This is a genomic window from Anaerococcus sp. (assembly GCF_022770135.1).
GTDB lineage: Bacteria > Bacillota > Clostridia > Tissierellales > Peptoniphilaceae > Anaerococcus.
This window is the reverse complement of record NZ_JALEIL010000017.1, coordinates 1-4,493: the sequence shown is the minus strand read 5'-3', so window position 1 is coordinate 4,493 and position 4,493 is coordinate 1. Positions and strand designations below refer to the sequence as shown.

The following is a 4,493-nucleotide window of genomic DNA, read 5'->3' as shown; positions in this document are numbered from 1 at the left end:
TCTTCGCTATAGGAGAGGCTACCCTTTATAGTAAAAGTGCTTGTAGAAGCATCTGCGAAGGCTTCTTGGCAATATCCTATAGTACCCTGGGCCTTCCCGCCGCTTTCAGAGGCAAGGATCGTCAAGTATTGGCCATTAGCTAGGAAATTTCTGTTTTCTGAAGGAGAGTCCTCTTGGATTTTTTTATCTTCAGAAGGACTTTCTTCTTGCTCCTTCTTATTTTCTAAATCTTCGTCTTTAGGAGCTTCTATTTTTTCTTCCTTTTTATCTATTTCTTCTTTGGATTCTTGATCTTCCTTATTTTTTTCATCTTTAGATACTTGATTCGTATTTTCTGTAATTTCTGCCTTACTATTTTTATCTTCTTTATTTTCTTTATTACTACATGAGCTAATAAATAGAGATAAGGCTAGCATGATAGATATATATTTTATTGATTTTTTCATATTTTCACCTCTAGCCTATTTTACCCCTATTTCGAGTCTTTAGTATATTTATAAAAAATAAACGATTAAAAGTATTAGAAATGGGCTATATATAAATTAGGAAAAGCTTTTTAGATTTGCTTTCGATTTATCCTAAATATAGTAGAATTTCTTAGCTAAGATTAAACTATTTCATAAAAATTTTAGAGATATTAGTAAGAATTTTATAAATATTTTGACAGGTAAATATATTTGACAAATCTTTTTATTAAGGCTACAATTTAAGTAGATGACAATTATAAAAGGAGGATTTTATGCTTTTTAAGACAACAGATCAACATGAGGCCCTACGTAAAAAAGTTAGAGCTTTTGCTGAAGAAAAAGTAAAACCAATAGCATTCGACCTAGATCAAAAGAATGAATTCCCAGATGACATAGTTAAAGAAATGGGAGAATTAGGATTCTTAGGAATACCTTATCCTAAAGAATACGGTGGTCAAGGTCTTGACGTTATTTCTTATGCAATCGTTGTAGAAGAATTATCAAGAGTAGACGGTGGTGTTGGTGTAATTTGTTCAGCACACACATCCTTAGGTTCATGGCCAATTTTTGCTTTTGGTACAGAAGAACAAAAGAAAAAATACCTAACTCCACTTGCTAAGGGTGAAAAACTCGGTGGATTTGGACTTACAGAAGAAAACGCAGGTTCAGATGCTGGTGGAACAGAAACAACAGCAGAACTTGATGGTGATAATTACATCCTTAATGGTAAAAAGATATTTATTACAAATGCTCCAAAAGCTGATACATATGTAGTATTCGCAGTTACTACACCAGGTATAGGAACACACGGAATTTCAGCTTTCATAGTAGAAAAAGATTTCGAAGGCTTCACCTTCTCTGATCATTACGACAAGCTAGGTATCAGATCATCTTCTACAGCTGAGCTTCACTTTGAAAATGTTAAAGTTCCAAAAGAAAACTTACTAGGCAAGGAAGGTCAAGGATTCAAGATTGCTATGGCTACCCTAGATGGTGGTAGAATTGGTATAGCATCCCAAGCTTTAGGTATAGGTCAAGGCGCTTATGAATCTGCCCTAGCTTACGCTAAAGAACGTGAACAATTCGGTCTTCCAATAGCTCACTTACAAGCAAACACCTTCAAACTTGCTGATATGGCAACTCACCTACACGGTGCTAGACTTATGATTTATCATGCAGCAGAATTAAAAGAAAATCACGAAAGATATTCTGCAGAAGCTGCTATGGCTAAACAAGTTGCATCAGACCTTGCTATGAAGATAGCAACAGAAGCTGTACAAGTCTACGGTGGTTCTGGATTTATCAAGGGTGTCGATGTTGAAAGATTCTTCAGAGACGCTAAGATTACACAAATCTATGAAGGAACTAACGAAATCATGAGAGTTGTAGTAGGTGCTAACACTGTAGGCCGTGCTCCAAAGATGAAAAGAGCAGGGGGAAGAGGCAAGGATGCCGGCCCAATAGCAGGTCTACGTAAGAAAGAAATCTACACAGGAGATCCAAAAGAAGCAGTTAAAAAGCTAGTTGCAGCTCTTAAAAAAGACGGATATGACTTCACAGTTGGAATCGATCCAAATACACCAATCCCAGAAGCACAAAGAGTAGTTGTAGCAGGACGTGGTATTGGTGAGAAGAAAAATATGAAACTAATCGAAGATCTAGCTTACCAAGCAGGTGCAGCTATTTCATCATCAAGACCAGTTGCAGAAACACTTAAATACGTTCCACTAGAAAGATACATCGGTATGAGTGGTCAAACATTTAAGGGTAACCTCTATATCGGAGTTGGAGTATCAGGAGCAGGCCAACACTTGAAGGGAATGAAAAACGCTTCAACAATCGTTGCAATCAACAGCAGCGCTAATGCTCCAATCTTTAATAACTGTGACTACGGTATCGTAGGAGATGCTATGGTAATCCTTCCACTACTTATCAAAGAACTTGATAATGGAGAAGAAAAGAAGCCAGCACCACCAATGAAGAAGATGAAAAGATCTAAACCAAGAAAAATGGCTCCCAAAGAAGATATTTACGTGGATTTGGGATCTGGTTACGAATATGACCCAGAAGTAGGCGATCCTACACAAGGAGTTGAACCAGGAACACCATTTGACAAATTGCCAGATGAATGGGTAAGTCCAGTTTCTGGAGAAGCTAAAGAAGAATTCATCAAACTAGAATTCCCAGAAGACAGAAAGTAGTAGGAGGATTTAATGTATACAGTTAGAAAAGTAACAGATGATTTATATTATGTAGGTGGGGACGATAGAAGACTTGCCTTATTTGAGAATATATTTCCTATTCCTCAAGGAGTCTCTTACAACTCATACCTACTAATGGACGAAAAAACAGTACTAATCGACTCAATAGATTGGGCAGTAACAAGAGAATATATGGTAAACATAGCAAGGGTTCTAGATGGTCGTGACCTTGACTATATGATAATTCACCACATGGAACCTGACCACTGCTCAGCTATAGAACTTATGCTACAAAGATATCCAAACATGAAGATAATCTCTTCTGAAAAGGGAGTTATGTTTATGAGACAATTTGGTTATCACGTAGATGATAGATATATCGAAGTAAAAGAAGGCGATACCTTTAGCTTTGGTAAACACGAATTTACTTTCGTAGAAGCTCCAATGGTTCACTGGCCAGAAGTACTAATGAGCTATGATAGCACAGACAAAGTGTTATTCTCAGCAGACGCTTTCGGTTCATTTATAGCAAACAATGGTAGACTATTTGCCGACGAAGTAGATTGGGACAGAGACTACCTAGACGAAGGACGTAGATACTACACAAATATCGTAGGTAAATACGGTACATTCGTACAAAAAGCCCTAGAAAAAGCTGGTGGCCTAGACCTTAAATATATCTGCCCACTTCACGGACTAGTATGGAGAGATAACTTCGGCTATATTATCGACAAATATGTTCACTGGGCAACCTATGAGCCTGAAAAAGAAGGTGTATTAATCGTATATGCATCAATGTATGGTAATACAGAATTTGCAGCCCAAGCCCTTGCAAGCAAACTATGCGAAGCAGGAATTACAGATATTTCTCTAAGAGACGTATCAAATACAGATGTTTCTACTCTAATAGCTGAAACATTCAAATACTCTAACCTAGTGCTTGCATCTGTAACCTACAACCTAGGCATCTATCCAAAGATGAAAGACTTCCTAAACGATATGGCTGCTCTTAACGTACAAAATAGAGCTGTTTCAATCATTGGAAATGGTACATGGGCTCCACAAGCAGCAGAAAAAATGGAGAAATTCCTTGACGAAGAAATGAGACTAATGGACGTACTTCCAGAAGGACTCGATATAGTATCAAGCCTTAAATCATCAAAAGAAGGCGATATGGATGCTATAGTTGAAGGAATCAAAGACTCTATGAAGAAACGTAGAGAAGAAAAAGAAAAGGCTGCTTCACAAAAGAAATAAATCAAGTATTATATATTATGCTGTTTAACTCAGAAGACCTCCCAGGTATGGGAGGTTTTTGCTTTGAAAATTTATGTACTAGTATCCTAAAATAAAAAGCTTGTAAAATTATAATACAATAGTGGATTTAGAGCGTAGCTTACCAATTTAACCAACTTATGTTTTCTAAAACATGATTGCTTTAGTATTTTTGCAAAGTTTTAGATAGGAAGCTATAAGAGCTTTGATAATTAGAGGTATTCTGAAGGATATAATTATTCTCAAATTAGCTACATTATAGAAAATAAGAGTAAATTAAGTTTTAAGCCAATCTAAAAACTCCTAGGTCATTAAGATCTAGGAGTTTATTAACGGAGAGAATATGCTATTTAATTAATTTCATAAATTCATCGTAGACAGCTTGGACTTGTGGCCCTATGATCACTTGGACAGCCTTAGGGCCTGGTTTCATGATACCAGCGACTCCTGCTTCCTTTATTCTTTCGTCATTGACCTTTTCTTGGTCGTGGACTGTTAGTCTAAGCCTTGTTGTACAATAGCTTGTGGTGTCGATATTTTCCTTGCCACC

The 4,493-nt window shown here is 36.7% G+C and carries 3 protein-coding genes and 1 pseudogene; 2 read left to right on the top strand and 2 right to left on the bottom strand.

The genetic code is table 11. The features are described 5' to 3' along the window. Nucleotides 1-446: pseudogene (locus MRZ08_RS00575) on the bottom strand (hypothetical protein); the annotation flags it as partial. A gap of 293 nt (nucleotides 447-739) precedes the next feature. Between MRZ08_RS00575 and MRZ08_RS00570 the strand changes: the two are divergent. Together MRZ08_RS00570 and MRZ08_RS00565 are read left to right on the top strand one after the other, a co-directional pair. Beyond that, complete coding sequence (locus MRZ08_RS00570; RefSeq protein WP_297377980.1) at nucleotides 740-2,668, top strand: acyl-CoA dehydrogenase family protein; 1,929 nt, start codon at nucleotides 740-742, stop codon at nucleotides 2,666-2,668. Between the two features lie 12 nt (nucleotides 2,669-2,680). Continuing rightward, nucleotides 2,681-3,925 carry an FprA family A-type flavoprotein gene (locus MRZ08_RS00565; protein ID WP_297377977.1) on the top strand — a complete coding sequence of 415 codons (1,245 nt, stop codon included), beginning with the start codon at nucleotides 2,681-2,683 and terminating at the stop codon, nucleotides 3,923-3,925. A 364-nt stretch (nucleotides 3,926-4,289) separates the two neighbouring features. On the opposite strand, the gene MRZ08_RS00560 is transcribed toward MRZ08_RS00565, so the two are convergent. Next, the coding region (locus MRZ08_RS00560; protein ID WP_297377975.1) for a PTS transporter subunit EIIB at nucleotides 4,290-4,493 on the bottom strand (204 nt) is incomplete at its 5' end.

Bases quoted from the DNA above. Each gene is read 5' to 3' on its own strand.
- MRZ08_RS00570 (WP_297377980.1), top strand. From the start codon at position 740: ATGCTTTTTAAGACAACAGATCAACATGAGGCCCTACGTAAAAAAGTT.
- MRZ08_RS00565 (WP_297377977.1), top strand. From the start codon at position 2,681: ATGTATACAGTTAGAAAAGTAACAGATGATTTATATTATGTAGGTGGG.